The organism is Ensifer sp. 38_S197, from assembly GCF_056924495.1.
In genome coordinates, this window is the sequence record NZ_JBXOVZ010000001.1 from 1,999,745 (window position 1) to 2,025,956 (window position 26,212).

The window sequence follows — 26,212 nt, forward strand, 5'->3', positions numbered from 1 at the left end:
AGATGATCCACGATTATATCGTCGTCGGCGCCGGGTCGGCAGGCTGCATCCTGGCGAGCCGCCTCAGCGAGAACGGCCGGCACCGCGTCCTGTTGATCGAGGCGGGCGGCAACGACAATTCCTTCTGGTTCAAGATCCCCGTCGGCTATGCCCGCAGCTATTACAATCCGCGGGTCAACTGGATGTATTCGAGCGAGCCGGAGGGCGAGTTGCGGGACCGCCGCGTCTACGTGCCGCGCGGCAAGGTCCAGGGTGGTTCCGGATCGATCAACGCGATGATCTACGTGCGCGGCGCGCGCGACGATTTCGACGATTGGAAAAATGCCGGCAACGCGGGCTGGGGTTATGACGACGTGCTGCCCTATTTCCGCCGGCTCGAAACCCATGCGCGCGGATCATCCGAATGGCATGGCGGCGAAGGCCCGATCCACATTACGCCGATGCGCGGTATGACGCACCCGATCACCGACGCATTTCTCCAAAGCTGCGGATCGCTGCAACTGCCTCTGAATGAGGATTTCAACGGCGCCTCGATCGAGGGGGCCGGCGTTTACGACGTCAATACCAATAAGGGCCGCCGCTCGCATTCGAGCGCGGAATATCTTCGGCCGGCGCTGAAGCGGCCGAATCTTACGATGGAGCGCTACGCGCAGGCCGAGCGGCTGGTCTTTGGGGACGATGGGCGCGTGACCGGTGTCGATGTTCTCCAGAACGGCGAGCGGCGGCGCTTCACGGCGGGGCGCGAGGTCATTCTCGCCGCCGGCGCGGTCGGCAGCCCGCAACTGCTGCAGCTCTCCGGGATCGGCGATGGTGCGAAACTTTCCTCGCTCGGCATGGAAACGCGGCGGCACTTGCGGGCCGTCGGCCAGAACCTGCAGGATCACCTCTGCGCCAGCTTCTATTATCGCGCGACGATCCCGACGCTCAACGACGAATTCGGCAGTCTCTTCGGCCAGATGCGCCTCGGCCTCCAATATCTGCTGACCGGCAAGGGTCCGTTCTCGATGAGCGTCAACCAGGCCGGCGGCTTCTTCCGCGGCAGGCCAGACGAAGAACGGCCGAACATCCAGCTCTATTTCAATCCTCTGTCCTATCGCATCCCGAACGAGCCGAAAGCGGGCCTGAAGCCCGAGCCCTATCCCGGCTACCTGATCTGCTTCAATTCCTGCCGGCCGACAAGCCGCGGCAGCATCTCGATCGCGTCCGGCGATCCCGCGCAAATGCCGCTCATTCGCCCGAACTATCTGACGACCGACCGCGACATCGATGAAGTATTGCAGGGGAGCCGGCTCGTCCGGCGGATAGCCTCGGCTTCGGCGCTCTCTTCGCTGACCGCTGAAGAGATTTCGCCCGCGCCGCGCGTAGAAAGCGATGAGGCCCTGATGGACTATTTCCGCGAAAACTCCGGGTCAATCTACCATCTCTGCGGCACCTGCACGATGGGGCCGGATCAGGCGACCTCCGTCGTCGACAGCGGCCTGCGGGTCCATGGCGTTCCGGGCTTGCGCGTCGTCGACGCCTCGATCTTCCCGAACATCACCGCCGGCAACATCAATGCGCCGACGATGATGGTTGCGGAAAAGGGCGCTGATCTCATCCTGGCGGATGCCGCCTGACGCGAGGCCCGAATGGTCCACCGTTCGCTGGCGCCCAGCGACGGCCGCGAATGCAAGCGCTGCGATTGGCGAGGAGTGAATTGCCATCGCCGATCGAGCGTGGCTATACTCCGTTGACTTCATAGCTGCCCACAATCAGTGCTTGCCTGGCCAAGAGATTGTCGCCGCCGCGTTTGACGCGGTGGGGGGCGTCCGCACTGCGGCCGTCGGCAAAGCATTGCGAGCAACGCCTGCTAGGGAGAGACGCATGCTGAGTTTCCGCTTGAAGAGCCTGCCCGTTACCTTGTTTCTTGCGCTGAGCCTGGCCCCATTAGAGGGCCGAGCGGCCTCGCCGGAGCCGGCGAAGGCCGAGCACGGCATGGTCGTCACGGCGCAGCATCTGGCATCCGATGTCGGCGTTGCGGTGTTGAAGAGCGGCGGCAATGCGGTGGATGCCGCTGTTGCCGTCGGCTACGCGCTTGCCGTCACTTATCCGACCGCCGGCAATATCGGCGGAGGTGGTTTCATGACCATCCGCTTCAAGGACGGCAAGACGACCTTCCTCGATTTCCGCGAGCGGGCGCCACAGGCGGCGACCAAGACCATGTATCTCGACGACAAGGGAGATGTCGTCAAAGGGCTCAGCACCGAGGGCTATCTTGCCGTCGGCGTGCCGGGGCCGGTCATGGGCTTCGAAGTGGCCCGCAGTCGCTATGGCACGAAGCCGCTGGCCGAACTGATCGCGCCTGCGATCGCGCTTGCCAAGGACGGCTTTGTGCTGGAGCAAGGCGATATCGACTCCTTCGACGGCGAGACCGATAGGCTCGCCAAGGATCCGGCGGCGGCCGCGATCTTCCTCAAGGACGGCAAACCCTTCGTGGTCGGTGAGAAGCTGGTTCAGACAGATCTTGCGGCGTCTCTGTCCAGCATCGCGGAAAAGGGAACTGACGCCTTCTATAAGGGCGCGATCGCCGATGCGATCGTCAAGGCCAGTGCCGAGAAGAGCGGTATTCTGGCGAAAGCAGACTTCGAGCGCTATGCGGTGCGCGAGTTGGAGCCGGTCAAGTGCAACTATCGCGGTTACGACATCGTTTCCTCGCCGCCGCCGTCGTCCGGCGGCGTCATCATCTGCGAAATCCTCAACATTCTCGAAGGCTATCCGCTCTCCTATATGGGTTACGGCGCCGCGGACACGGTTCACGCGATGATCGAGGCGATGCGCCACGCCTATGTCGATCGCAACACGTCGCTCGGCGATCCTGATTTCGTCGAAAACCCGGTCGCCAAGCTCACCGACAAGGCCTATGCGAAGGAAATCCGCGCCAAGATCGATCCGTTCCGTGCCGGCGTCTCCGCGACGCTGATCCCCAAGGGTTTCGGCGAAAGCAAGGAGACGACCCACTATTCGATCATCGACGACGAGGGCAATGCCGTCGCCGTCACCTATACATTGAACGGCTCCTTCGGCGCCGGCGTGGTGGCGCCTGGAACCGGCATCCTGCTCAACAACGAGATGGACGACTTCACCGCCAAGCCCGGCGTGCCCAATCTCTACGGGCTCGTCCAGGGCGAAGCGAACGCAATCGCTCCCGGCAAGACGCCGCTGTCGTCGATGAGCCCGACGATCATCTCCAAGAATGGCAAACCCTTCATGGTGATCGGCAGCCCCGGAGGCGCCCGCATCATCACCATCACGCTCGAGGCGATCCTCAATGTCATCGATCATGGCATGAACATCCAGGAAGCGGTCGACGCGCCGCGCATCCATCACCAATGGCTGCCGGACAAGGTCTTCATGGAGCCCTATGCCCTCTCGCCCGATACCCGCAAGCTTCTGTCTGCAATGGGCCACAACGTCCAGATCGACGAAAGCTGGACGATCTGGGGGCAGGCGACCGGCATTCTCGTCGGCGGCGAGAGCCTCTCCGACATCGAGGCCGGCGGCGGCGCGCGCTACAACGGCGCGGTGGACAGCCGCATCGGCGCAGGCGCGGCACGCGGCTACTAAAGCTTCGGCGAGACGATGGCGGCAAGACGAGGCCGCTTGGGAAAGCGGCGGATCGTCGGTTCGCCGCGCGGTTTCGCAGGTGCGATCACCGGATACTCGCGCGAAAAAGATTTGAAAGCGCTTTTGATTGAATTTATTATAGTTTCCAGAGCGTGCGCCGCACGCGGTCGTACGCTTTGATCAAGCTTCATTCGTGGAGGTTGTCATGGCACTGATGGAAGGAAAGAAAGCGCAGGACTGGATCAATCTGGTTCTCGCCGTCTGCCTGTTCATCTCCCCCTGGATCATGGGCTTCGTTGTCGAGAGCGTTCCGGCTTGGAACGCCTGGGCCGCCGCCGTCGTGCTCGGCGTTCTGGCGGTCGCAACACTGGCCATGTTTGCGGAATGGGAGGAATGGGCAAGCCTCATCGTCGGGCTCTGGCTGATCGCTTCGCCCTGGCTGCTCGGGTTCTCGACCAGCGCCATTCCCATGTGGACGCATGTCGTCCTCGGGGCACTGGTGACTGCGCTCGCGATCTGGTCGGTCTGGGACGAACGGCAGCACCCGCATGCGCATGCATGATGATGAGCAGCGAAGGTCGCGGCCCGGCGCCGCAGCTCCGGGCCGCGAACAGACGGCGTAATTCGGTGCAATCTCCTGTATGCAGCTTCACCCGGGTTTGAGAGTATGCGGGGTCTCCGCCCTGTTTCTCGTCTTCAAAAAATGTCACTGTGACAAGCCACTCAAAGGCGTCCTCGCTGAGGTGTCGTACCGGAGCGTCGGCGGTGCTGCGACTTCATCGGATTATTGCACAGACGCCGCCGGCCCGCCGGCCCGGTCATCAATCCGCGGTGAAGGCGAGGCTCAGACCGACGGCTACGGTTGTCCCAGTCAGGCATAATTCGGCGGCGGCCCGATGCAAGTTTCCGTTCGGTTGTCGATATCCTTGACGACCGAGCGCGGCGAGTGCCGCAATGGCCGGAGCGGCACCCTTCTAGCCGCATTCTCCCCTTTAACTGGCAAGCGACTTGAGGAGGCTGCAGCAATTGATTCAAAATAAACCAATCGTGAGACAGGGAACCCAGGTGTTTCGAAGATTGCTCTTGAAAAGTGGGGCCGTCGCTATACTAAATACGCAAATTTAGTATAGCGAGTGTCGCCTACCCTTTTCTCTGGCGGATCGCGCGCTATACTAAAAACTCTGTTTTAGTATAGCGAGGCAACATGAAGCAGATCGATCTCATGTATCGCACCATGACCGCCGAACTCGGTCAACGGCTACTTGATGCTTCCTTCTCGACCGACTTCCCGGTTGAAGGCCGCTTCGTCGGGGTCAACAACAAGGGCCGGAAATACTGGTATTTCGACCAGCCATCGGAAGGGGAGGGCTATCGCCAAAAGCGCCGCTATGTTGGACCGGCCGACGATCCGGAGATCAACAAACGCGTCGAGGAGTTCAAGGCGATCAAAGACGATACGAAAGCTCGCCGCAAATTCGTCTCGACGCTCGTTCGTGAGGCTGGCTTGCCGGAACCGGACCGCTTTACCGGCGATGTCGTCGAAGCTCTCGCCAATGCCGGAATCTTCCGCCTGCGGGCCTGCCTCGTTGGATCGGTCGCCTTCTCGACCTATGCGGGGCATCTTGGCGTCCGTCTGCCTGCTGCGTCGTTTCAGACCGGAGATGTCGACTTCGCTCAGGATTATGCGATCTCGGCCGAAGTAGGGGACAGCCTTCCACCTGTTCTCGAAATCCTGAAGGGCCTCGATCCGACATTCCGGCCGGTTATGCATCGCTCGGGGTCACCGCGTATGACCGGCTTCATCAATCGCAGCGGCTACAAGGTCGAGTTCCTGACCGGAAACAGGGGATCAGATGACCACATGGACAAACCGGCCGACATGCCCGCCCTTGGTGGGGCCTCGGCCGAACCGCTGAGATTCCTGGACTTCCTGATCTATGAGCCGATCAGAGCCGTCATGCTGCACAAGTCAGGCATCAGCGTGATCGTACCAGCTCCGGAGCGCTATGCGATCCACAAGCTGATCGTCGCCAGCCGCCGCGTCGTTGACACGCTTGGTTCCGCGAAACGAGACAAGGACTTGAGGCAGACCGTTCTCCTGTTCGAAGCACTCGATGTCGCCAATCGGCTCAATGAGTTGTCGGACGCACTGCACGAGGCATGGGAGAGGGGAGAGGCCTGGCGCTACGCGCTCAGGACCGGGATCGGCTTCATGAGCCGCGCTGATCGGGCGAAGACGGAAGCGTTGTTCAAAGAACTCGGCATCGATCCATTCAAGGACGATAGGTAGGGGCGGCTATTTCACAAATTTAGCAGCTTGTTTCTCATCAAGTACTCGCGCCGATGCCGATCCTTCGGATCGCGGCGCGACTGCTTATTACCGTTTTTCGGCGGGAACGTGGAAACGAATTTCGTGTTTAACGTCTGGTTGCTCGGGACGCCTCCGTGGCCAAGGGACAAACTATGCGTCCTCCCACAAATAACAACAACAACATAACGCTTCCCATCGCCTCTGCTTTGTCCTAGAAGGCACCCTGTAATCCGGTCGCAGCCTACCCGGTCAAAACAAGGACACCTATCATGAAGACCATCGTCATCTGCTCCGGCGGATTGGACTCGGTATCGCTTGCCCACAAGGTCGCAGCCGAGCAGGAGCTTGTCGGCCTGCTCTCCTTCGACTACGGCCAAAGACACCGCAAGGAACTGGACTTTGCCGCGGCTTGCGCCCGGCGCCTCGACGTTCCGCATCAGATCATCGACATCCGCGCGATCGGCGCCCATCTCACCGGATCGGCGCTGACGGATGACGTCGACGTGCCCGACGGCCACTATGCCGAGGAAACGATGAAGGCGACGGTCGTTCCGAACCGCAACGCCATCATGCTCGCCATTGCTTTCGGACTGGCGGCGGCGCAGAAGGCGGATGCGGTGGCCGTCGCCGTGCATGGCGGCGATCATTTCATCTATCCCGACTGCCGACCCGGCTTCATCGATGCGTTCCAGGCGATGCAGAACCATGCACTCGATGGCTATGCCAAGGTCGCACTCTATGCGCCCTACGTGACGATCTCAAAGGCGGATATCGTCACCGATGGCGCACGCCATGCGACCCCCTTCGAAGAGACCTGGTCCTGCTACAAGGGCGGCGCCCGCCACTGTGGCCGCTGCGGCACCTGTGTCGAGCGACGCGAGGCCTTCCATCTCGCCGGCGTTGCGGATCCGACCGACTATGAGGATCCGGATTTCTGGGTGGCTGCGACCTCGGCATATGCGGCAGAGGAGGTGAAGTGATGTTTCGGATCACCAAGGAGTTCCATTTCTCCGCTTCGCACCAGCTGAAGAGCCTGCCGGCCGACCATCAATGCGCCCGGCTGCACGGGCACAACTACGTCGTCGAAGTCGAACTCGCTGCCGAGGAATTGAATGTCCACGGTTTTGTCCGCGACTATCACGAGTTGGCACCGCTGAAGCGCTATATCGATGAGAGCTTCGACCACCGTCACCTCAACGATGTTCTCGGTCACGACCAGGTGACGGCCGAATGTCTGGCGAGGCATTTCTACGACTGGTGCAAGGCGCGGCTGCCCGAAACCTCGGCGGTGCGCGTCAGCGAGACGCCGAAGACCTGGGCGGAATACCGGCCATGACCGGGTCCGGCGAAACACGCATCCGCGTCAGCGAGATCTTCGGCCCGACGATCCAGGGCGAGGGCATCCTGATCGGCCTGCCGACCGTGTTCGTGCGCACGGGTGGCTGCGATTATCGTTGCAGCTGGTGCGATACATTGCATGCGGTCGACAGCGAATACCGCGACCAATGGCTGCCGATGACGGTGGAGGAGATCTGGAGCGAAGTGATCCGGCTGTCCGGCAGCAAGCCGCTCACGGTTTCGCTATCCGGCGGTAATCCGGCGATCCAGCCGCTTGGGCCCCTGATCGCGCGTGGGCGAGAGGACGGCTACCGGTTTGCCCTGGAGACGCAGGGCAGTATCGCGAAGGACTGGTTCGCCGATCTCGACGTCCTGGTGCTGAGCCCGAAGCCACCGTCGAGCGGCATGGAGACCGACTGGCACGACTTCGCCGACTGTCTTTTGATGGCGGCGGGAAAGCCTGAGGTCGCGCTGAAAATCGTCGTGTTCGACGAGCGCGACTATGCCTATGCGCGTGAGGTCGCCGCGCGTTATCCGCATCTGCCGCTCTACCTGCAGCCCGGCAACCACACGCCGCCACCGCCTGATGACGACAACGCCACCGTCGATATCGACGGTATCATCGACCGCATGCTCTGGCTCGTGGGCAAGGTAACGGAGGATCGCTGGTTCGAGGCTCGCGTTCTGCCGCAGTTGCATGTTCTGCTCTGGGGCAACAGGCGCGGGGTGTGACGCCCCGCGATTGGACAAAGGCCCTGGGCTATGCTCCAACGGTGGAGAATGCGTGGGGGGCGGTCATGCAACTGAACACCAAACGTGTCTACGAGCCGAAAGCAGACAGCGACGGAATGCGCATTCTCGTCGATCGCCTGTGGCCGCGGGGTTTGACCAAGGCGGAAGCCGCGGTCGATCTCTGGCTGAAGGAGATCGCGCCAACGACGGAACTGCGCCGCTGGTTTCATGGAGACCAGGGCACCTGGGCCGAGTTCAGCAAACGTTATCTTGCCGAGCTCGACAGTAACCAGGCCGCGGTCGAGCAGTTGCGGAAGCTCATCGCCGAAGGCCCAGTGACCTTGCTCTACAGTGTGAAGGACGAGACGCACAATCACGCCGAGCTCCTCAAGGATTATGTCCTGATGCCGCGATAGACGAGGCGTCAGCCCGGCATCACGTGGCTGCAGTGGGTGTCCCGAATCGGCTGGCTATGCGCGCAGTGATGCGGCGCCAGTCGTGCTGGAAGGGGAAGCGTCGGCCGGTCTGCGAGCGAAACTCAGTCCGCCGAGCTGAAACGCCTGTGACGGCGACGGGTATGCGGGGCGCTTTCGGCGCGGCGCAATGTTGTATGAAATTTTATCGATTGTCGACGTCGGGATGGGAAAGCGCCGCACGTCTTAATCTCGACGGCGGTTTTGGACCGCGCTGACAACAAGGAGATTGAGAATGTTTCGTACCGCTTTGATCGCAGGCGCCCTGCTGATTTTCGGCAGCGCGTTTGCCGAGGCCGAGCCGGTTGGTAATCGCGTCGATGTCAATGGCATGAAGATGTATTACGAGGTCTCGGGCAAAGGCGAGCCGCTGGTCGTGCTGCACGGCGCCTATATGAACATTCCGTCGATGGGCACGATCATCCCGAAGCTTGCCGAGACTCACAAGGTCTATGCGGTCGAGTTGCAGGGCCACGGCCGCACGACCGATATCGACCGGCCGATCACCTATCCGAACCTGGCTGACGATGTCGCCGCCTTCATGGATGCCGTCGATCTCGAGAAGGCCGATGTCTTCGGCTATTCGATGGGCGCGGCTGCCGGCCTGCAACTCGCGATCCGGCATCCGGAGAAGGTCAACAATCTGGTGGCCGCATCCGTCGCCTATGATGCCGAGGGCTGGCAGCCGGAGTTCAAGGCGATCATCCCGCAAATGACCGTTGAGATGATCGTCGGCCTGCCCTTTGCCGAAGACTATCGCAAGCTCGCCGCCAACCCGGATGGCTTCCCGGAACTGGCCCGAAAGCTCATCCAGCTCGAAAAGGAGCCGATGGCCTGGGAGGCTGACGTCAAGGCTCTGAAGGCGCCGGTGCTGATCATTGCCGGCGATGCGGACGTAGCGACGCTCGAACACAACGTTGCGCTGTTTCGCCTGCTCGGCGGCGGAGCGATGGGCGACATGGGCAAGCCGCTTGCCGCCTCGCGCCTTGCGATCCTGCCGGCGACGTCGCACACCGCGGTCATCAACCAGACGGATCTCCTGTACGCATTCATCGAGCCTTTCCTGAGGGGCGAGACGCCAAAGGGCATGTTTCCGTAAGTGCGAGACTGCCGCGAGAGCGATGCATTGGTGGGTGACTTCCCCCCATTGTGGAGCGATCGGCCTACAGCTTGTCGCTCCGCAACCGCCATGCGCCGTTGCGGAGAGTAGCTGCCGATTGCCGATAGTGAAGGGCGGAACCGTCGCGGTGTTCCATGAAGGCGCGAGCTTTCGCTGGGGGCGGGACGGCTTCATCGAGGTTCTGCGGCGCCTCATCTGCCGACAGATAGGCGGCCCCCGTCGGCCCATCGTCGATGCGGCCGACAAGATGAACGAAATGAAGCGTGTCCTCGGCAAATCCCTGAAGCTGAGGATCGCAAAGGCTCTCTTCAATCCACGCCAGCATGCCGGTTCCACCATCGAGCACGGCGATGCGGTGGGGGACCTCCGGCGAGGCCGCATAGGCCACCAGAGCGATGAAATCCCCTGTGGCTGAAATCCTATGGTCGAGCAACCATTCGCCCTCAAGAGCCTGGCCGCCGAAGGTACAGGTGAAGACATCACAGGACAGATCGGTATCCCGGCGCAGAAAATGCCACCGAATACGCTTCCCGGTATTCAGCGGCGCGCTCTCGATTGATTCCGTGGCGCCCCCTTCGACAAGCGGCAGGCACTGGCGAACAACCGGCTGCGGATAGGTCCGGCCATCGATCTCCAGCGGCGCATGCGCATAGCTGCTGAGCCGCCCGAACCGGCTATAACCAAGTTCCGGCTGAGCCAGCGTCCATCCGACCGCCAAATGGTCCGGATCGAGGGCGGCAAGGCCGTTGCGGCTGGCATAGGGGCGGTTCGCGCCGATGTCGTGCCCTTTGGCGATCTCCCGCCATCCGTTCGCTGTGTTCCAGGACCAGTAGCCGCTCTCGTCGCGGTGGTCCTTTCGGTCTGCGAGGCAGGCAAACGCATTTGCATCCTCCCGCCACACGACATCCGGATAGCGCGTCGAGATGAGCAGCCCGCTCGTGACGCCATCGACGACGAGTTCGGCCATCGGGTGATAGAGCGGGTCCAGCGGCGATTCGAGCGCCATCAGGCTGTCGGGCAGATAGGGAATGCTAGTGATGCCAGGGGCTCCCGCCGGGCCGGCAGGCAGCGAGGCTTCGTCGCGGTCGCATATGTCGGCCCAGTCCTTTGCGGGGATCTTAAGATCAGCGACCGTCACCATTTGTTCCTTTTCGCCGCCGGCGATCAGTTCGGCGATCTGGGCGCTGTAGGTCCGGTTCGAGGTGATCGGGCTGTGGCGACCGGTTATCGTCGTTTCGGTGACGAGGTCGATCTCCCAGAATGCTGTCGTATCGTCGCAGCGGTAGAGGATATGGCTGCGGCGATCGTAGATCAGCAGACCCCATTTCCCACGGGAGGGGCTCGGCGAAACGAAGTATTGCCCATCCGCCGAGAAGCCGGTCGAAGAGCCTGCCCCCAGAATGACGCTACCATCAGGGAAAAGGTAGTCGCAGATCACGGGGCCGCCCATGGCGATCTCATGACAGGCAAGCACGCGCAGGCTCTCTCCCTCGGGCGTGACCGGAACCGGACTACCCCAGGCGCTGTTGTCGCTGCGCGCGATAGACTCTGCGTCAGCGATGGGAGACTCCGGTGTCCGCTCGATCCGCATGCCTGTGCGTTTTTCCCAGAGACTTTGCAGCCAAAGCAGGAACAAGAAGCAGGCAATGCCGGCGAGTACGGATGCCACCGCTCCGGACATCTGCATTGCAACGGCATAGCTCAGGCCGAAGCAACCGCCGAGCATCCATACGAAGGTATGGTCGACCTTTCCAAAGAGGCGATCTTCGATCCACTCTGCGGCCATGGCGCCGGCCCAATAGGCGATCGCAAACGGCAACGGCAGATAGAGCGGGATCACGAAAGGCACGACGAGGAACGCAAGGTTGAGCACCAGCCGCAGTAGCAGCACATGTATCGGCTGGTTGTTCGGGTCGGTCATGCGGACCGCCGGCAGAATGCACGGCTGAAAGCGTCGACAGCTATCGGCTGGCGGTCGACGTCGATGTGGCTGCGATCGGGGCGCACAATCATTATCCGTCGTTCGGTCTGGTGCTGCATGCAAACGACTCGAGCGGGCAAGAGCGTTTGATGCCAGTCGATACCACAGATTTGCACCGGAAGGCGCACGCCATGTTTTGTCGTCGTATGGCTGGTGACCGACGGGTGTCAACGGGCGCATTGCATGCGCCCTTTCCTGTCGTAGCCTAAAGCATCCTTTGTGCGTTCATCCGAACGCACGGATAGGCTAGCGCAGGCGTCGGCCGTCAGCGTCGAACACCAACGCGACGGCCGGGTCGAAGCGAGCGGCGATGCTGTCGCCGGACTTGAGGCCGCGGCCGTTCTTCGTTTCGATGACGATCAGCTCGCCGTCGCCGTGGCGAGCATAGGCAAAGGTCTCGCCGCCGAGATGCTCGAGCATGTCGATCGTCAGAGTGAGATAGGCCGAGCCATTGTCGCCGAAATGCTCGGGCCGGATACCGATCGTCACGGTGCTCCCAGGTGCCGCGTCCTTTGCGGTAACCGGAAGCGTCGTATTGCCGAAGTCCGGCAGACGGACGTGTTTCTCTCCGCCGGCGCCCGCTTCGACGATCCCCTTCAGGAAATTCATTTTCGGCGAGCCGATGAAGCCGGCGACGAAGAGATTGGCGGGATCGTCATAGAGATCGAGGGGCGAACCGACCTGCTCGACCACGCCGCCGCGCATGACGACGATCTTGTCGGCAAGCGTCATCGCCTCGACCTGATCGTGGGTGACGTAGATGATCGTGGTCGCCAGCTTCTTGTGCAGCCTTGCGATCTCGATGCGCATGTGCACGCGCAGTTCCGCATCGAGATTGGACAGCGGCTCGTCAAAAAGGAAGATCTTCGGATGCCGCACGATCGCCCGGCCGATCGCCACGCGCTGGCGTTGGCCGCCGGAAAGCTGCTTGGGCTTGCGGTCGAGCAACGGTGCGAGTTCGAGAATATTCGCCGCTTCGCTGACGCGGCTGTCGATCTCGGCCTTCGGCACACCGGCAAAACGCAGTGCGAAGCCCATGTTTTCCCTCACAGTCATATGCGGATAGAGCGCATAGGATTGGAAGACCATGGCGATGCCGCGCTTCGAGGGGTCGACGTCGTTCATGCGCTCACCGCCGATCGTGAGATCGCCTGACGTGATCTCCTCGAGGCCGGCGATCATCCGGAGCAAAGTCGACTTGCCGCAGCCTGAGGGCCCGACGAAGACGACGAATTCACCGGTCCTGATGTCGAGGTCGACCCCCTTGATGACCTCGAAGTTGCCATAGGATTTTCTGACGTCGCTGAGTTGGAGTTCGCTCATGCAGCCGCTGCCTCGTTGGCGATTGCCGAAAGTTCCAGTCTTACGGACCCAAGTCGTGTCGAGGCCACCGCGACCGCGATGCCGCCGGCTGCCCCCGTCGTCTCCAGCCAAAAACCGGTAGAGCCGCCCTGGAAGACGAGACGTTCGGGCCCGAGCAGCCGGGCCGGGCCAGTGACGGTGACGTCGACCGCATCGTTGAGGAACGGCAGCACGTTGCCGACCTGATCGAGCGCGCGCACGATCACGCGGACGCTGTCACGCCCTTCGGCTCTCAGCGTCGCGCTGTCGGCGACGACCTCCAGCGTCGTCGGCACGGGATCGGCGACCATGCGGAGGTTGGCAACGGCCTTGCCGTCGATAAAACCGGTGAAGGCGGCATCTTCCCACTTCATGCCCCAGACGCCGAGTTCGTCCTTGGTGAAGTGGCGATGGTCGATGACGACGGGCGGATGTGGCAGATGCGGGAAGTTCTCCCTGTCCGGACCGATGCGCTTCACCAGCGCGCCGTATTTCAGCTCGACCTCGTCGCAATTGGTGAGCACGATCAAGGGCAGCACGCCGCCGATGTTGCGCTCGCCGCGCGCCCAGAAGGTCACTGGCTTCATCACCACTTCCTCCGACGGTTCACACTGGCTGGCATAGACATAGGCCGCGAATTTCGGCTGGCGGAACATGTCCATGACGCCGTGATAGCAGATCCGGTCGCCGGAGCCGAAGTCCTTGTGGGTGTTGTAGTCGAACATGCACCAGCCGATGGCGCCGGAAATGCTTGGGTCGCCATGGGCGGCATTCAGCACCTCCAGATGCCGGCGCACGTGCTCGGCCTGCCGCTGCTCCTGGTCGTAGATCTTCGTCGGAAACATGTGGCCGCCGAATTCGGTGATGAGATAGGGCACCTTGCGATTAAGCCCGGTGCATTCCTGCTGCGGGCGCAGCGCCGTGCGCGGGCGGTTTGCCCCCGGAAGCTCCTCGTTGCCGAGGATGAAGTCGTTCATGGTGTAGACGTCTTCGAGGTATTCGCTGTCGGTGATATAGCGCACGCCGCCCGTCTGCCGCGTCGGGTCGAGTTCACGGGCCAGCCGATTGGTTTCGACGTAGAAGTCATGCGAGTCCTGCGATTCATTGATGCGCACGCCCCAGATGATGATCGAAGGATGGTTCCAGTCGCGCTCGATCATGCGGCGGACGTTCTGGATCGCCTCCTGTTTCCACGCCTCGCCGCCGATATGCTGCCAGCCGGGGATTTCCTCGAAGACGAGCAGGCCGATGCGGTCGCAATGGTCGAGGAACCATTTGGACTGCGGGTAGTGCGAGGTCCGCACCAGATTACAATGCAGCGTGTTCTTCAGCATCTCCGCATCCCGTTCCTGTGCCGTGCGGCCCATGGCATAGCCGACATAGGGGAAGGCCTGGTGGCGGTTGAGGCCGCGGATCTTTAGCGGCCGGCCGTTGAGCTTGAAACCATCCGTGGTGAACTCCGCCGTGCGGAAGCCGAAGCGCGAGGAGAGGCGGTCATTGCCGCGATCGCTGCGCAGTTGCACTTCGATTTCATAGAGGACAGGATCGTCGATATCCCAGAGCGAAAGTCCGGTGAGGCCGGTCATCTCCAGCGCGACGCTGTCACCCCGGGTTTCGGTGACGGCTTCCGCCAAAACCTTGCCGTTCGCGTCCTTGAGGAGCGCCGTGACTGCGCCGGCGAAGGCCAGTCCTTGCGGATTGGCGAGATCGCAGCCGATCGAGATGGACTTGGTATCGCTGAGTGCGTCGCGGGTCTCGATCTTGATATTGGCGACCGAAACCGCGTCGGTGACCTTCAGCCACACGTCGCGATAGATGCCGGCATAGGTGAGATAGTCGATGCGGCCGCCGAAGGGCGGGATCTCCGGGTTCTCGCTACCGTCGATCTTGACCGTGATCAGGTTGTCTCCCTCTCGCAACCTATCCGTCAGCCGCGCCTCGAAGGGCGTATAGCCGTCCTTGTGGGCGACGATTTCTTCGCCGTTGAGGTAGACGACGGCGTCGGCCATGGCCGCGTCGAAGATGAGCGAGACTTCGCGGCCATGGAACTCTCGACGCCAGGTAAGCACTTTCTGATAGGTGAAGGTGCGTTGATAGGAGGTCTCGTCGAAATAGTTGAACGGCAGTTCCACCGCATTGTGCGGCAGGCTGACGGGCTTGCCCGTCCGCAGACGGCCTGCTTCCGTGGCGGCGAAGCCTTCGGAGAAGACCCAGGTGTCGTTGAAAGAGCTAACAGAACGCATGATCATTCCTATTTGACTGAGCCCAGCATTCCCTGGACGAATTGGCGTTGCATGAAGAAGAAGACCGCGAGCGTGGGAAGCGTCGCGAGGATGGTGCCGACCATGACGACGCCGTAGTCGGGATAGTAGGCGGAGGCGAGCGAAGAGATGACGAGCGTGATCGTCTTCGTCTCGTTCGACTGCAGCACGATCAGCGGCCAGAGATAGTTGTTCCACGCCGTCATGAAGACGATGATGAAGGCCGCCGCATAGGTCGAGCGCATCACCGGCACGTAGATGTAGAGGAAGATCTGCCATTCCTTCAGCCCGTCGACCTTGGCCGCGTCGCGAAGCTCCGACGGGAACGCCTTGGTGCATTGGCGAAAATAGAAGACGACGAAGGCCGAGCCGATCGACGGCAGCACCACGGCGAGATGCGTGTTGATGAGGCCCGCCTTGCCCATCATGATAAAGAGCGGGATCATCGACGCGGCAAACGGGATCATCATCGTCAGCAGAAGAGCGCTGTAGATCCGGTCGCGACGGCGTGAGCGGAACATCTCGAAGCCGTAGCCGGCAAGCGACGATACGGCGAGCGTCAGCGCTGTCGCAAGAATGGCGATCTTGGCCGAATTCCAGAAGACCAGCGGCGCGTTCACCTGGGTGAAGAAGGTGCTGATGTTGGTGGCAAGCGCGCTTCCAGGCAGCATTTTGCCTTTGATGATGTCGATCGACGAATTGGTGGCACCGAGCAGCATCCAGACGAATGGGAAGATCGAGAGAAACGCCATCAGCCCGACGAAGCCGTAGGTGACGATGGTGCTGACGATGCGTGCGGATCCGTTGTTCATCGGTCGCGCTCCCGTGCCGCGAAGAACTGAAGGCAGGCGAGAAGGGCGACGAGCACGACGATCACATAGGAGACCGTCGCCGCATAGCCGAAGTTCGGCATGAAGCGGAAGGTCAGGTTGTAGATGTAGAGCGACAGCGTCAGCGTCGCATTCGACGGCCCGCCCTTGCCTTCTGTCAGGTTGTAGACCTCATCGAAGAGCTGGATCGTGCCGATGGTCGAGATGATCGTGGTGAACAGGATGACGGGCTTCAACAGCGGGATGGTGATGTGGGTGAAGCGCGCCCAGGCAGGCACCCCATCGATGCGCGCCACCTCGTAGATCGACTTGTCGATGTTCTGCATCGCCGCGAGGTAGAAGATCATGTTGTAGCCGGTCCAGCGCCAGGTGATGGCGATGATGACGAGCACTTTCGCCCAGAAGGGATGCGTCAGCCACGGGATCGGCGAAGCGATGATGCCGACCGCCGCGAGGGTCGAGTTGACGATTCCGTCGAGCGCGAACATTCCCTTGAAGAGAACGGAGTAGGCGACGAGCGAGGTGACGCAGGGCAGGAAGATGGCGGTGCGGAAGAAGCCGCGGCCGACGAGACTGGGGTTGTTGAGCAATGACGCGAGGATCAGCGCCAGGAGGATCATGATCGGCACCTGCACGACGAAATAGGTCATCGTGTTGGTGAGCGCCTTGATGAGGACCGGATCGTTCCAGAGACGGACGATGTTGGCGAAACCGGCGAATTTCAGCATCATGCCGCGGCCGGACTGGAACGACATCCAGAGCGACCAGAGGATCGGATAGATCATGAAAAGGGCGATCAGCCCGAGCGCCGGCGCGACGAAGAGCCAGCCATTGATGTTGTAGTATCGGCCGATGCCGCCGCGACGTGCGAGAGCCATCATCATCCTCATGGATAGCAGGAGCCGTTGGCCGTGGCATACGCCGCCACGGCCGGGAATAGTGCAGACAATCGCCGTGGCGATTACTGGACCTGCGCGCTGACCTCGGCGTCGATCGCCTTCAGGATGTCGTCGACGGGCGTTCCCTGCTGCAGCGCCGGAAGCTGTGCGGTGACGGCGGTGTCCGCCTCGTTGGTGAAGATGCCGTAGTTGACCGAGGGGACCTTTGCGAGCCAGTCGGAGAAGTTCTGCCAGACCTTTTCGCCGCCAAAGAAGGCATCGGCCTCGCCATAGGCCGCACCGCCGCGCGCGGCAAGCAGCGAGCCGACGGCGCCACGGTCCTGCAGGATCGTCTGATAGAAATCGACGTCCTTGGCGTAGACCGCGTTGAGGAAATCGATCGCCTCGGCCTTCTCGGCCGAGCTTTCGAGCACGTACCAGCTCGATCCGCCAAGGTTGGAGGCATGCGTCGCGCCATCGATCGAAAGAGCCGGGATCGGTGCCACGCCCCACTTGCCCGATTGATCCGGCTGCGCCTTGACGGTGCCGGTGATCCAGACACCGGTAATGACGGTGGCGACATCACCCGAGGTGAAGGTGCCGACCCAGTCGGACCAGCCGGCGGCCGGCTTGTAGATATTGGCCGACATGACCTTGCCGACCGTCTCCAGCGCCGCCTTCAGTGCGGCGTTGCCGGTGATGGTTGCCTTGCCTTCCTTGTCGAAATACCATTGGCCGGCCGATTGCATGATGATGCGCACGAGCCCGGCGTCGGTCGGATCGAGACCCATCATCTTCTTGCCGGTCTTAGCTTCGACCTGTTGGCCGATCTCGATGAAGCGATCCCAGGTCAGATCCTGCATGTCCTCGGGCTTGAAGCCGGCCTGCTCCAGATAGTCCTTGCGATAATAGAGGCCGGTCACGCCGGAATCGAAGGGCATGCCGTAGACCTGGCCATCCAGCGTCATCAGCTCGACCTTGTAGGGAGCGAAGCCGGAATAATCGACTGTGCCGGAGAGTGGCGCGAAGGCGCCGGGGAAGGATTGAAGATATTTCTGCGCGCCGTAGTCTTCGATCAGCACGATATCGGGAAGCGCATCCGCCGTACCGGACGAAAGACCGGTCTGCAGCTTCTGTTCGACGTCGGCCTTGGCGAAATCGACGATATTGAAGGTGACGTCAGGGTGCGACTTGGTATAGCGCGCGCCGGCCTCCTTCATGATCGCGACGTTGAAGTTCGGATCCCAGCACCAGACCGTGATTTCCTTGGCTTGCGCTGAAGTCACCGCTAACAGGCTGGCCCCCGCGAGCGCCACGGCGGCAACGCGCGGCAGATAGATACGCATGTCCATAGTTTCCTCCCTCGATTTTCGTTCCCCGAGACATTCCTCCGTGTCTCGGCGCGGAGTATTTCGTAAAACTCCGAAGAAGGCAATATTTCAGTAAATTTTTACCAGGCCATTTTTACACGCCCGCAATCGTGCTCCCGGCGGCCGTGCTGCCGCGCCAGACGATCTCCGTTCCGAGCAGCACCTTCTTGGCGACGTCACGTCCCGAAAGCCGCTCGACCAGCAGGTCGACGGCCGTTTCGCCGATGATTTCCGCCGGTATCTTGACGGTCGAAAGCGGCGGGCCGAGAAACTGCGCGACCGGAATGTCGTTGAAGCTTGCCACGGCGACATCCTCCGGAATCTTCAAGCCCATCTCGTGAATAGCGCGATAGGCGCCAATCGCCATGTTGTCGTTGCAGGTGATCAGGATTTCAGGCCGGTTGGGTTTCGACAGCAGGGCCTTTGCCAACGTGTAACCGCTGTCCGGCGTCAGCTTCTCGACCATGCAGAGGTCCGGGTCGTAGAGTCCTGCTTTCGTCATCCAGTTGATGAAGGCGCGGCAGCGGCGTTCGGAATGGATGTCATCCTTGTCGCGAAAGGCGTCGATCCAGCCGAGGAAGCCGATGCGGCGGTAACCCATGCCGTGAACGCCTTGCAGTAGGCGATTCATTGCCACGGAGACATCGCTCATCACGCTATCGTCGATGTCGTCGTCAGGCGCGAAGTCGGCAAAGACCAAGTGGCGGCTGTGGCGCCGCAACCAGTGAACCTCTTCGCCATAGTGGTGACCGACGGCAACGACGCCGCTGGCGCCCTGGAGGATCGCCGCCTCCGGCAGGTTACCGTTGTGGAAGACTTTGACCACCTCGATTTTCAGCGCCTGGCAGCGGTTTTCGATCCCGAGCCGGACGCCGACATAATAGGGGTCGATCAGTTCCTGGGCGGGCTGAAGGAAATGTACCAGCGCGAACTTCAGGCCCTGCATCGGCCCCGCGCCACGACCGCGATTGCGTGGCGTCGCGTAGTTCAGCGCCTCGGCCGTTTCGATGATCGCCTGACGCTTTTTCGTGGAAATCGAAAGCGTCGGATCGTAGTTCAACACCCGCGAAACCGTTGCCGACGAGACCCCGACAGCCGAAGCGATTTCCTTTATTGTGACCATGTCCTGCTTCCTGCCCGCCGCCAGCGGCCCCGGTTTCGGGCGCGGCGCAATCGTTATTTAGTAAAATTTTTCCTTGAGATTTTCAATCTCTGGGTTGCGCCGGGGCCGTATTTCGTTCTGGGATCGGAATGCATTTGCGAGGGCTAAGATTGAGCCGTTGCCAGGGCTTCTGCCTGAAGCTCGTCGGAGAGGAATTCCCAGAGCGCTGCAACGGGCTGCGACGAGAGCCCCTGGTCGTCGGCAGCGAAGAGGCCGAGTTCGATCATCGGAGCCGGCGGCAAGCCTTCATTGGCGCCAAGGATCTTCATTGTGTTTGGGCGGATGTTGAGATCCAGCAGAACCGCAATGCCAAGACCGGCTTCGATCATCGACTGGATCGAGGCGAGGCTGGCGCTCGTCAGCACCATGCGCCACGGCCTTTTGCCGCCGTCCAGCGCTTCGATCATCTTCTGCCGCCAGGTACAGACCCCGTCGAAGGTGACCAGCGGCAGGGGACCTTCTTCCGGCATCGTGAAACCACGCGCGGCGACCCAGCGGAGCGGCAGACGCCAGGCGAGGATCGGCCGGCCATGGATCAGAGCGGGGTCGCCGATGGCGACATCGAGCCCTCCCTGCGACAGCTTCTCCGACAGCACGGTGCTTTCGGCGACCGTGAGCTCGAGTGCCACGTTTGGATGACATTGGGCGAAGCGCTGCAGTGCCCTTGGCAGCGAGCCGACGGCGATGTCCTCGATCATGCCGAAGCGGATCGGGCCGTGGACCGATCGACCGGCAAGCGCTCTCCTTGCGCCCGTACTCAAGCCCAGCATTTTCTGGGCGTAGGGAAGCAGCACATGCCCGGCTTCGGTGAGGTCCATGCCCCTTGTGCTGCGGTTCAACAACCTGGCGCCAAGATCGTCCTCCAGCCGGCGCAATTGCATGCTGACGGCGGCCTGGGTCCGCGCCAGCCGCTGGGCGGCACCGCTGACACTGCCGCATTCGGCGGTGACGACGAAGGCCCGCAACAGGCCGATGTCCAGATCATGCATATAACGATCCTTTATAGAGCCATCACAACTATTAGAGTTCATTATCATGCCGAAGTTGCTATGTCCGTTCAAGCCCAACAGGAGAACGGACATGGCGGATACCGAAACGGCAACGGCAACGGTAGATAGCGGCTGGAGCGGGCCGGCAACGGTGCCGGATTCGGCCGGGCGAGTGTCCATAGCGATCGCCTTTTGCCTCCTGTCCATGTCGAGCGTGCAGTTCGGTGCCGCACTCTCGAATCCGGCCATGCAAGGCCTTGGCACCTTTGGCGCAACTTGGCTGCGGGTCTCCTGGGCGGCAGCATTCCTGCTGCTCCTCGTCCGGCCGCGCTTCTTCAGTTACACGCGATCGCAGTGGCTTACGGCGCTTTCGCTCGGCGCCATGATGGCGATGATGACGCTCTGCTTCTTCGCGGCGATCGAACGGATTCCGCTCGGGCTTGCCGTAGCAATCGAGTTTCTCGGCCCCCTGACCGTCGCGGCGATATTTGGCGGTCGCGGTTGGCGCTTGCTTTGTCCTGCGATCGCGGCGGCCGGCGTGCTGTGCCTCTCCTGGGACGGTTCGGCGTGGGTGGCGGATGCGCGCGGGCTGCTTTTCGCCTTCGGCGCTGCGATCGGCTGGGGCGGTTATATCGTGCTGATGAAGCATGCCGGCCAAAGCTTCAGGGGATTGGAGGGGCTTGCCGTTTCGCTCTTGTTTGCAGCACTCGTCGCAACCCCGTTCGGTGTCGGCCAAGTGCAATCCGGCTTCTCCTTCGACCTGCTGCTGGTGACGGCCGGGCTCGCCGTTCTGGTGCCGTTGCTCCCTTACGCGCTCGAATTCATGGCGCTCCGCCGCATGCAGCCGTCGGCCTTCGGCATCCTGATGAGCCTCGAGCCGGCTATCGGCGCCGGCGCTGGCTTCATCGTCCTTGGACAGGCGCTGTCGCTCAACCAGATCTTCGGCGTCGCACTCGTGATGCTTGCCAGTGCCGCCGGAACCGTGCTGGCGAAAGCCTAGCGCCCTAGCGGCAGGCGTTTTTCTCGTGCGTCAATTCTGCGAAACTTCCGCTGCCGCTTGCGGCCGAGACGGCTGACCCGGGTTCAGCCGTCCGCGACCTCCAATGAAATTTCTTCGACGTCTTGCGCGCCAGATGAAAAGTGCCCGTTTACAAAAGTAATATTATATGATTTTTTCTCGATGGCTGCTTGGAGGCAGCTTTCTTTGGGAGGAAATCATGAAAATCGCCAAGGCACTTGCGGGTGCAACGATCCTTGCTGCCTGCACGTTCGGCAGCGCTTCCGCGGCCGATCTGGTCGTCGGCTTTTCGCAGATCGGCTCGGAGTCCGGCTGGCGCGCCGCCGAGACGACGCTGACCAAGCAGCAGGCCGAGCAGCGCGGCATCGACCTCAAATTTGCTGATGCGCAGCAGAAGCAGGAAAACCAGATCAAGGCGGTCCGCTCCTTCATCGCGCAGGGCGTGAATGCCATCCTTCTTGCGCCGGTCGTCGCCACCGGCTGGGACGAGGTGCTGCAGGAAGCCAAAGACGCGGAGATCCCGGTCATCCTGCTCGATCGCACCGTCGACGCCTCGAAGGAACTCTATCTGACGGCGGTAACCTCCGACCTCGTGCACGAGGGCAATGTCGCCGGCAAATGGCTCGTCGACACCACGGCCGGCAAGCCCTGCAATGTCGTTGAGCTCCAGGGTACGACCGGATCCTCGCCGGCGATCGACCGCAAGAAGGGCTTTGAACAGGCGCTGTCCGGACATGACAATCTGAAGATCATCCGCAGCCAGACCGGCGACTTCACCCGCACCAAGGGCAAGGAAGTGATGGAAAGCTTCCTGAAGGCCGAGGACGGTGGCAAGAACATCTGCGCACTCTACGCCCACAACGACGACATGGCCGTCGGCGCCATCCAGGCGATCAAGGAGGCCGGCCTGAAACCCGGCAAGGATATCCTTGTCGTCTCGATCGATGCCGTGCCTGACATCTTCCAGGCGATGGCCGCGGGCGAAGCCAATGCCACGGTCGAGCTGACACCGAACATGGCCGGCCCCGCCTTCGACGCGCTTGCCGCGTACCAGAAGGATGGCACGGCACCGCCGAAGTGGATCCAAACGGAATCGAAGCTCTACACGCAGGCCGACGAGCCGCTGAAGGTCTACGAGGAAAAGAAGGGCCTCGGCTACTGATGTCGGCCGTGGCCCGTGCCCTTCTCGCGCGGGCCACGCTCCTTTCCTGAGATACTTTCCGGATGAAGAGTGCAGCTTGCCGCGGCCTAGCTGTGCTTCTCGTCCGGCAGATACCCGCATCGCGGAGACGGTATCGATGCAGACCAGTGATCACATTCTCTCGGCGATCCGGATCGAGAAAGCCTTCCCGGGCACAAGGGCCCTCGACAAGGTCGATTTTCACCTCAGGCGCGGAGAGGTCCATGCGCTGCTTGGCGAAAACGGCGCCGGCAAGTCTACTCTCATCAAATGCCTGACAGGCGCCTATCGGCGCGACGGCGGCGCCATCCTGCTCGACGGCACGGAGGTCGATCCCCGCGACACGTTCGAGGCCCAGACGCTCGGTATCGGCACGGTCTACCAGGAGGTCAACCTGCTGGCGAACCTGACGGTTGCCGAAAACCTCTTCCTCGGGCGCCAACCGCGCCGCTTCGGCATGGTTGACGTTGGCGCCATGAACCGGCGTGCGCGGGAGCTGCTCGCCGACTATGAGCTCGACATCGACGTCACCCGCGATCTCGCAAGCTATTCGGTGGCGATCCAGCAGGTCGTCGCCATCGCCCGTGCCGTCGATCTCTCAGGCAAGGTGCTGATCCTCGACGAGCCGACGGCAAGCCTCGACGCGCATGAGGTGGCGATGCTCTTTCGCATTGTCCGACGCCTCAAGGCCCGCGGGCTCGGCATCGTCTTCGTCACCCACTTCCTTGAACAGGTCTACGAGATTTCCGACCGGATAACGGTGCTCAGGAACGGGCAGCTCGTCGGAACCCGTGAAACGGCCAACCTCGACCGCCGCGAGTTGATCGCGATGATGATCGGCCGCGAACTGGCAGCAGAGATTCACGCGCCACGCGCGCAAACCTCGGAAGGGCCCCTGCGCTACCGGTTTCGAAACTATGGTCGCAAGGGTCGCGTCCGTCCCTTCGATCTCGATGTCCGTGCCGGCGAAGTTGTCGGCATGGCTGGCCTGCTCGGCTCCGGACGGACGGAAACAGCGGAGCTTCTCTTCGGCGCCCATCCTGCCGATAGCGGTCAGGCGGAGATCGACAGCCATGCGGCCGATCTCTCGTCGCCGCGTGCCGCCATCCGGCATGGGTTCGGCTTCTGCCCGGAGGATCGCAAGACATCAGGCATCATCGGCGATCTCTCGGTGCGCGAGAACATCGTGCTCGCGCTGCAGGCGCGCCGCGGCTGGACACGGCCGATCTCGCGGGCGGAACAGAATAGGCTGGCGGACCACTACATCCGCGCGCTCGATATCCGCACCGCCGATCGGGAGAAACCGATCAAGCTTCTATCCGGCGGCAATCAGCAGAAGGCGATCCTGGCGCGCTGGCTTGCGACCGAGCCCGAATTCCTGATCCTCGACGAGCCGACGCGCGGCATCGACGTCGGTGCCCATGCGGAGATCGTCAAGCTCATCGAGGCGCTGCGCGAGAAGGGGCTGTCGCTGATCGTCGTCTCGTCGGAGATCGAGGAACTGGTTGCCTACAGCACGCGGGTCATCGTGCTTCGGGATCGCGCCCATGTCGCCGAACTCGACGGCAACCGCATCACCACCCACGAGATCGTCGAAGCGATCGCCGCAACCAATGAAAGGAGGGCGTCGTGACGTCGTTCTTCCGGCTCTATCTGAACCGGTTGCTGCTGCAACTGATCGCGCTTGCCGTCATCGTCGTGGCGGTTTCGCTCGTGTTTCCCGGCTTCCTCAGCCTGGAAATCCAGAACGGTCGCCTTTATGGCAGCCTCGTCGACATCCTCAATCGTGGCGCGCCAGTCGTGCTTTTGGCGATTGGCATGACTGTCGTCATTGCCACCAAGGGCATTGATCTCTCGGTCGGTGCGGTGATGGCGATCTGCGGCGCCACCGCCGCCGCCGCGATCACCTCCGGCCACTCGCTCGCCGGAACGCTGCTGATCACGCTTGCCGTCGGTATGCTTTGCGGTCTTTGGAACGGGGTGCTGGTCGCGGTGCTCGACATCCAGCCGATCATTGCCACATTGGTCCTCATGGTCGCCGGGCGGGGGATTGCCCAGCTCATCACCGAGGGCGCGATCCTGACCTTCAATGATCCCGGCCTCATCTTCATCGGCAGCGGTTCCTTCGCGGGCCTGCCGATGCCGGTCGTGATCTGGCTGGTCTTCGGGGTGCTGATCGCCGTGCTCGTCAGGCGGACGGCGCTCGGCATGCTGATCGAGGCGATCGGCGTCAATCGTCAGGCGAGTACGCTGTCCGGCGTGCTAACGCCCGTCCTGCTGATCGCCGCCTATGTTCTTTCCGGTCTTTGCGCCGCCATTGCCGGGATCATTGCCGCCGCCGACATTCGTGGCGCCGATGCCAACAATGCCGGGCTCTGGCTCGAGCTCGATGCCATTCTCGCGGTCGTGGTCGGCGGCACGTCACTGCTCGGCGGACGCTTCAGCATCGCCGCATCGGTGCTCGGCGCGATCATCATCCAGGCGATCAACACCGGCATTCTTCTCTCCGGCTTCCCGCCAGAGTTCAACCTGATCATCAAGGCCGCGATCATCGTCGTCATCCTGGTGCTTCAGTCGCCGCGGTTCCGCACCGCCTTTGCCTTCCTCGTCCCGGCGCGCGGTGCGAGCAAACCGAGCGAGCGAGCTGCAAAATGAAGCCGAAACATCTTCCGCTGATCGCGACGCTCGTGATCTTTCTGCTCGGCTATGCGCTTTGCGTCGCGCAGTATCCGAACATCCTGTCCACGCGGGTGATTGGTAACCTTTTGACCGACAATGCCTTCCTCGGCATAGCGGCCGTCGGGATGACCTTCGTCATCCTCTCGGGCGGCATCGATCTGTCCATCGGTTCGGTCATCGCGTTCACCGGCGTTTTCCTGGCCGTCGTGCTGGAACACAGCAGCATCCACCCGCTCGTCGCCTTCGCGATGGTCCTCGCGATCGCGACACTTTTCGGTGCCGCGATGGGTGCGATCATCCACTATCTTGAGATGCCTGCCTTCATCGTCACACTTGCGGGCATGTTTCTCGCGCGTGGCATGGCCTTCGTGCTGTCGATCGATTCCATACCGATCAAGCATCCATTCTACGCGACATTGAAAGGACTCTACGTCAAACTGCCCGGCGGCGGACGCATCACGCTGATCGGCGGGCTGATGCTGCTCGTCTTTGCGATCGGCATTCTCCTGGCGCATCGAACCCGCTTCGGCACCAATGTCTATGCGCTCGGCGGAGGTACGGCCACGGCGCGGCTCATGGGCGTTCCTGTTGCGGCAACGACCGTCAGGATCTACGCGCTCTCGGGGCTGCTCGCCGGGTTGTCGGGAATCGTCTTTTCGCTCTACACGTCCGCGGGCTACTCCCTTGCGGCCGTCGGCGTCGAACTGGACGCGATTACCGCGGTCGTCATCGGCGGGACGCTTCTGACCGGAGGCTCCGGTTTCGTTGCGGGCACATTTGTCGGCATCCTCATCCAGGGCCTGATCCAGACCTACATCACTTTCGACGGATCGCTGTCGAGCTGGTGGACGAAGATCCTGATCGGCCTTCTGCTCTTTGCTTTCATCCTCTTGCAGAAGGGCATCATCTACGTCTCGCGTCATCGCCGACAGCCGGCGTGATCGGG

The 26,212-nt window shown here is 61.9% G+C and carries 22 protein-coding genes; 14 read left to right on the plus strand and 8 right to left on the minus strand.

The window, feature by feature from the left end; translation table 11 throughout:
- Positions 1 to 2: 2 nt before the first annotated feature.
- The 9 genes from AC1Z3V_RS09280 to AC1Z3V_RS09320 all read left to right on the plus strand — a co-directional run bounded on the left by AC1Z3V_RS09280 (position 3) and on the right by AC1Z3V_RS09320 (position 9,556).
- Positions 3 to 1,616: a GMC family oxidoreductase gene (locus tag AC1Z3V_RS09280; protein WP_483498437.1), complete on the plus strand. Its 1,614-nt coding sequence runs from the start codon at positions 3 to 5 to the stop codon at positions 1,614 to 1,616.
- 247 nt (positions 1,617 to 1,863) lie between these two features.
- Positions 1,864 to 3,603 (plus strand): gamma-glutamyltransferase, encoded by a 1,740-nt coding sequence (gene ggt / locus AC1Z3V_RS09285; RefSeq protein WP_483498438.1) that lies wholly within the window; start codon positions 1,864 to 1,866, stop codon positions 3,601 to 3,603.
- Positions 3,604 to 3,808: 205 nt separating this feature from the next.
- Positions 3,809 to 4,165, plus strand: a complete 357-nt coding sequence (locus AC1Z3V_RS09290; RefSeq protein WP_483498439.1) for an SPW repeat protein — start codon at positions 3,809 to 3,811, stop codon at positions 4,163 to 4,165.
- A 642-nt stretch (positions 4,166 to 4,807) separates the two neighbouring features.
- Positions 4,808 to 5,893 (plus strand): nucleotidyltransferase family protein, encoded by a 1,086-nt coding sequence (locus AC1Z3V_RS09295; RefSeq protein ID WP_483498440.1) that lies wholly within the window; start codon positions 4,808 to 4,810, stop codon positions 5,891 to 5,893.
- 290 nt (positions 5,894 to 6,183) lie between these two features.
- The gene (gene queC / locus AC1Z3V_RS09300) at positions 6,184 to 6,894 is read left to right on the plus strand and encodes a 7-cyano-7-deazaguanine synthase QueC (protein ID WP_483498441.1); all 711 of its coding nucleotides are present in this window, start codon (positions 6,184 to 6,186) and stop codon (positions 6,892 to 6,894) included.
- The gene (gene queD, locus AC1Z3V_RS09305) at positions 6,894 to 7,250 is read left to right on the plus strand and encodes a 6-carboxytetrahydropterin synthase QueD (protein ID WP_483498442.1); all 357 of its coding nucleotides are present in this window, start codon (positions 6,894 to 6,896) and stop codon (positions 7,248 to 7,250) included. Before queC ends, queD begins: the two co-directional genes overlap by 1 nt.
- Complete coding sequence (queE, locus tag AC1Z3V_RS09310) at positions 7,247 to 7,984, plus strand: 7-carboxy-7-deazaguanine synthase QueE (RefSeq protein ID WP_483498443.1); 738 nt, start codon at positions 7,247 to 7,249, stop codon at positions 7,982 to 7,984. The genes queD and queE overlap by 4 nt, the downstream gene beginning before the upstream one ends.
- Positions 7,985 to 8,049: 65 nt before the next feature.
- Positions 8,050 to 8,400: a DUF488 domain-containing protein gene (locus AC1Z3V_RS09315; RefSeq protein WP_483498444.1), complete on the plus strand. Its 351-nt coding sequence runs from the start codon at positions 8,050 to 8,052 to the stop codon at positions 8,398 to 8,400.
- 292 nt (positions 8,401 to 8,692) lie between these two features.
- Positions 8,693 to 9,556, plus strand: a complete 864-nt coding sequence (locus tag AC1Z3V_RS09320; protein WP_483498445.1) for an alpha/beta fold hydrolase — start codon at positions 8,693 to 8,695, stop codon at positions 9,554 to 9,556.
- A 64-nt stretch (positions 9,557 to 9,620) separates the two neighbouring features.
- On the opposite strand, the gene AC1Z3V_RS09325 is transcribed toward AC1Z3V_RS09320, so the two are convergent.
- The 8 genes from AC1Z3V_RS09325 to AC1Z3V_RS09360 form a co-directional block, all read right to left on the minus strand.
- Complete coding sequence (locus tag AC1Z3V_RS09325; protein ID WP_483498446.1) at positions 9,621 to 11,498, minus strand: hypothetical protein; 1,878 nt, start codon at positions 11,496 to 11,498, stop codon at positions 9,621 to 9,623.
- 306 nt (positions 11,499 to 11,804) lie between these two features.
- Positions 11,805 to 12,881, minus strand: coding sequence for an ABC transporter ATP-binding protein (locus tag AC1Z3V_RS09330; protein ID WP_483498447.1), 1,077 nt, complete (start codon positions 12,879 to 12,881; stop codon positions 11,805 to 11,807).
- The gene (locus tag AC1Z3V_RS09335; protein ID WP_483498448.1) at positions 12,878 to 15,142 is read right to left on the minus strand and encodes a glycoside hydrolase family 2 protein; all 2,265 of its coding nucleotides are present in this window, start codon (positions 15,140 to 15,142) and stop codon (positions 12,878 to 12,880) included. The genes AC1Z3V_RS09330 and AC1Z3V_RS09335 overlap by 4 nt, the downstream gene beginning before the upstream one ends.
- 8 nt (positions 15,143 to 15,150) lie before the next feature.
- Positions 15,151 to 15,972 carry a carbohydrate ABC transporter permease gene (locus AC1Z3V_RS09340; protein WP_483498449.1) on the minus strand — a complete coding sequence of 274 codons (822 nt, stop codon included), beginning with the start codon at positions 15,970 to 15,972 and terminating at the stop codon, positions 15,151 to 15,153.
- Positions 15,969 to 16,868, minus strand: coding sequence for a carbohydrate ABC transporter permease (locus tag AC1Z3V_RS09345; protein WP_483498450.1), 900 nt, complete (start codon positions 16,866 to 16,868; stop codon positions 15,969 to 15,971). The genes AC1Z3V_RS09340 and AC1Z3V_RS09345 overlap by 4 nt, the downstream gene beginning before the upstream one ends.
- Before the next feature lie 83 nt (positions 16,869 to 16,951).
- Entirely contained in the window at positions 16,952 to 18,220 is a 1,269-nt protein-coding gene (locus AC1Z3V_RS09350; RefSeq protein ID WP_483498451.1) for an ABC transporter substrate-binding protein, read from the minus strand.
- A 112-nt stretch (positions 18,221 to 18,332) separates the two neighbouring features.
- Positions 18,333 to 19,361 carry a LacI family DNA-binding transcriptional regulator gene (locus AC1Z3V_RS09355; protein ID WP_483498452.1) on the minus strand — a complete coding sequence of 343 codons (1,029 nt, stop codon included), beginning with the start codon at positions 19,359 to 19,361 and terminating at the stop codon, positions 18,333 to 18,335.
- 143 nt (positions 19,362 to 19,504) lie between these two features.
- Entirely contained in the window at positions 19,505 to 20,389 is an 885-nt protein-coding gene (locus AC1Z3V_RS09360; protein ID WP_483498453.1) for a LysR family transcriptional regulator, read from the minus strand.
- Between the two features lie 91 nt (positions 20,390 to 20,480).
- On the opposite strand from AC1Z3V_RS09360, the gene AC1Z3V_RS09365 reads away from it, so the two are divergent.
- The 5 genes from AC1Z3V_RS09365 (at position 20,481) to yjfF (ending at position 26,207) form a co-directional block, all read left to right on the plus strand.
- On the plus strand, positions 20,481 to 21,389 hold the full coding sequence (locus tag AC1Z3V_RS09365; protein WP_483498454.1) for an EamA family transporter: 909 nt from the start codon (positions 20,481 to 20,483) through the stop codon (positions 21,387 to 21,389).
- Positions 21,390 to 21,606: 217 nt separating this feature from the next.
- Entirely contained in the window at positions 21,607 to 22,569 is a 963-nt protein-coding gene (gene ytfQ / locus AC1Z3V_RS09370; protein WP_429818121.1) for a galactofuranose ABC transporter, galactofuranose-binding protein YtfQ, read from the plus strand.
- Positions 22,570 to 22,705: 136 nt separating this feature from the next.
- Positions 22,706 to 24,220, plus strand: a complete 1,515-nt coding sequence (ytfR, locus tag AC1Z3V_RS09375; RefSeq protein WP_483498455.1) for a galactofuranose ABC transporter, ATP-binding protein YtfR — start codon at positions 22,706 to 22,708, stop codon at positions 24,218 to 24,220.
- Positions 24,217 to 25,242, plus strand: coding sequence for an ABC transporter permease (locus AC1Z3V_RS09380; protein ID WP_483498456.1), 1,026 nt, complete (start codon positions 24,217 to 24,219; stop codon positions 25,240 to 25,242). Before ytfR ends, AC1Z3V_RS09380 begins: the two co-directional genes overlap by 4 nt.
- On the plus strand, positions 25,239 to 26,207 hold the full coding sequence (yjfF, locus tag AC1Z3V_RS09385; protein WP_483498457.1) for a galactofuranose ABC transporter, permease protein YjfF: 969 nt from the start codon (positions 25,239 to 25,241) through the stop codon (positions 26,205 to 26,207). The genes AC1Z3V_RS09380 and yjfF overlap by 4 nt, the downstream gene beginning before the upstream one ends.
- Positions 26,208 to 26,212: the final 5 nt, after the last annotated feature.

What these genes read in the sequence shown, in the direction of transcription:
- AC1Z3V_RS09280 (WP_483498437.1), top strand. Translation starts at nt 3, where the DNA reads ATGATCCACGATTATATCGTCGTCGGCGCCGGGTCGGCAGGCTGCATC.
- ggt (WP_483498438.1), top strand. Translation starts at nt 1,864, where the DNA reads ATGCTGAGTTTCCGCTTGAAGAGCCTGCCCGTTACCTTGTTTCTTGCG.
- AC1Z3V_RS09290 (WP_483498439.1), top strand. Translation starts at nt 3,809, where the DNA reads ATGGCACTGATGGAAGGAAAGAAAGCGCAGGACTGGATCAATCTGGTT.
- AC1Z3V_RS09295 (WP_483498440.1), top strand. Translation starts at nt 4,808, where the DNA reads ATGAAGCAGATCGATCTCATGTATCGCACCATGACCGCCGAACTCGGT.
- queC (WP_483498441.1), top strand. Translation starts at nt 6,184, where the DNA reads ATGAAGACCATCGTCATCTGCTCCGGCGGATTGGACTCGGTATCGCTT.
- queD (WP_483498442.1), top strand. Translation starts at nt 6,894, where the DNA reads ATGTTTCGGATCACCAAGGAGTTCCATTTCTCCGCTTCGCACCAGCTG.
- queE (WP_483498443.1), top strand. Translation starts at nt 7,247, where the DNA reads ATGACCGGGTCCGGCGAAACACGCATCCGCGTCAGCGAGATCTTCGGC.
- AC1Z3V_RS09315 (WP_483498444.1), top strand. Translation starts at nt 8,050, where the DNA reads ATGCAACTGAACACCAAACGTGTCTACGAGCCGAAAGCAGACAGCGAC.
- AC1Z3V_RS09320 (WP_483498445.1), top strand. Translation starts at nt 8,693, where the DNA reads ATGTTTCGTACCGCTTTGATCGCAGGCGCCCTGCTGATTTTCGGCAGC.
- AC1Z3V_RS09325 (WP_483498446.1), bottom strand. Translation starts at nt 11,498, where the DNA reads ATGACCGACCCGAACAACCAGCCGATACATGTGCTGCTACTGCGGCTG.
- AC1Z3V_RS09330 (WP_483498447.1), bottom strand. Translation starts at nt 12,881, where the DNA reads ATGAGCGAACTCCAACTCAGCGACGTCAGAAAATCCTATGGCAACTTC.
- AC1Z3V_RS09335 (WP_483498448.1), bottom strand. Translation starts at nt 15,142, where the DNA reads ATGCGTTCTGTTAGCTCTTTCAACGACACCTGGGTCTTCTCCGAAGGC.
- AC1Z3V_RS09340 (WP_483498449.1), bottom strand. Translation starts at nt 15,972, where the DNA reads ATGAACAACGGATCCGCACGCATCGTCAGCACCATCGTCACCTACGGC.
- AC1Z3V_RS09345 (WP_483498450.1), bottom strand. Translation starts at nt 16,868, where the DNA reads ATGGCTCTCGCACGTCGCGGCGGCATCGGCCGATACTACAACATCAAT.
- AC1Z3V_RS09350 (WP_483498451.1), bottom strand. Translation starts at nt 18,220, where the DNA reads ATGGACATGCGTATCTATCTGCCGCGCGTTGCCGCCGTGGCGCTCGCG.
- AC1Z3V_RS09355 (WP_483498452.1), bottom strand. Translation starts at nt 19,361, where the DNA reads ATGGTCACAATAAAGGAAATCGCTTCGGCTGTCGGGGTCTCGTCGGCA.
- AC1Z3V_RS09360 (WP_483498453.1), bottom strand. Translation starts at nt 20,389, where the DNA reads ATGCATGATCTGGACATCGGCCTGTTGCGGGCCTTCGTCGTCACCGCC.
- AC1Z3V_RS09365 (WP_483498454.1), top strand. Translation starts at nt 20,481, where the DNA reads ATGGCGGATACCGAAACGGCAACGGCAACGGTAGATAGCGGCTGGAGC.
- ytfQ (WP_429818121.1), top strand. Translation starts at nt 21,607, where the DNA reads ATGAAAATCGCCAAGGCACTTGCGGGTGCAACGATCCTTGCTGCCTGC.
- ytfR (WP_483498455.1), top strand. Translation starts at nt 22,706, where the DNA reads ATGCAGACCAGTGATCACATTCTCTCGGCGATCCGGATCGAGAAAGCC.
- yjfF (WP_483498457.1), top strand. Translation starts at nt 25,239, where the DNA reads ATGAAGCCGAAACATCTTCCGCTGATCGCGACGCTCGTGATCTTTCTG.